This is a genomic window from Lichenibacterium minor (assembly GCF_004137685.1).
Classification (GTDB): Bacteria; Pseudomonadota; Alphaproteobacteria; order Rhizobiales; family Beijerinckiaceae; genus Lichenihabitans; species Lichenihabitans minor.
The window spans coordinates 1-1,105 of sequence record NZ_QYBB01000158.1 but is presented as its reverse complement, the minus strand read 5'-3'; the positions used below and the strand labels follow the sequence as shown (position 1 = coordinate 1,105).

Below are 1,105 nucleotides of genomic sequence, written 5' to 3'. Positions count from 1 at the left end.
CTGAGCCTGGCATAGAGGAATAGAATTTACTTTAGGTTGCAAGGAGGCCGGTCATCGTCCATTCCGAGCGTCCGTCCTGTTAACCAACCCGGCAGCTGCCCTTGACGTCAGAACCCATGTGTTCGAAGAGCGTGGCCGAGCAGGGAACCCGCACGCGCGCTGTTGACGCTCCCGTGATAGCTGACGAGGCCGGGGTCCTGGGCCGCGATGCCGGTGACCGCCGCACTTGTGGCGCCTCCATCATGGCCCCAGACGAGTCCTTCCAGCAGCGAGGCCGCGAGGTTGCGATGCTGACTGTTGTCCCCGAGACGCGACAGCACGTCGGACGCCACGTCGTCGAAGCTGGCCGTCGCGCCGAGCGCGGCCGCGTCCCGCGTCAACAGGGCGACGACGCGCGAAGTCGCATGGTCGATGTAGCCGTGGGCAGCAATCGGCCCGATCTGTGCGGCGTCGCTCGACAGGAAAGCGATGGCTTGCTCTGCCGTTGTCCCGGAGGTTGCAGCAGATGTTGCTGTCGATGCCGAAGCTGCGGCGGACGCTGCCGATACCGAAGCGGTCGCAGACATCGCCGAAGCGGAGGTCCCGATTGCAGCCGTCGACGCGGCTGGCTGCGCCTCGTCTGCCGAAATCCAGGATCTGATTTGAGCGACGTCGGCGTCGGTCAATTGCAAGAAGTAGCCCGTCGAGCCGGCCTCCGACTGGGTGAGCCCGACCACGGTGGGGACGCCGCCGACCTCCGTCCAGACGGGGCCGCCGCTCGCCCCGTGAGCGTCGCCTGGAGCGCCGAGCGCAGTGCCCTGAAGCACGCCGGCGTAGCCCGGCAGCGTGCTCACGGTCTCGGCCGCGCTGTCCTGCTGGCCGGACGTGGCGGCTGGATAACCCGTCACCGTCACGGCGCCGCCGGTGAAGTCGGAACCCAGCGACATGACGGGCACGTCGGTGATGGGTGTGGCGAGGTGGATCAGCGCGAAGTCGCCTCCGGCGTTCGACAATTGGGTCCAATCCGCGTCCGGCATGGCGTGAATGGCCGATGCGGTCGAGCCGTAGGTCGTGTGGCCATCGTGGCCGGCGATCACCTCCGCGGAGGTATAGGTCTTCCCCGAGG

General features: G+C 67.2%; 1 protein-coding gene. It reads right to left on the bottom strand.

The window, feature by feature from the left end; translation table 11 throughout:
• Window positions 1-107: 107 nt before the first annotated feature.
• Window positions 108-1,105: trypsin-like serine peptidase (locus D3273_RS28650; protein ID WP_165359769.1), on the bottom strand; the 998-nt coding region annotated here is incomplete at its 5' end.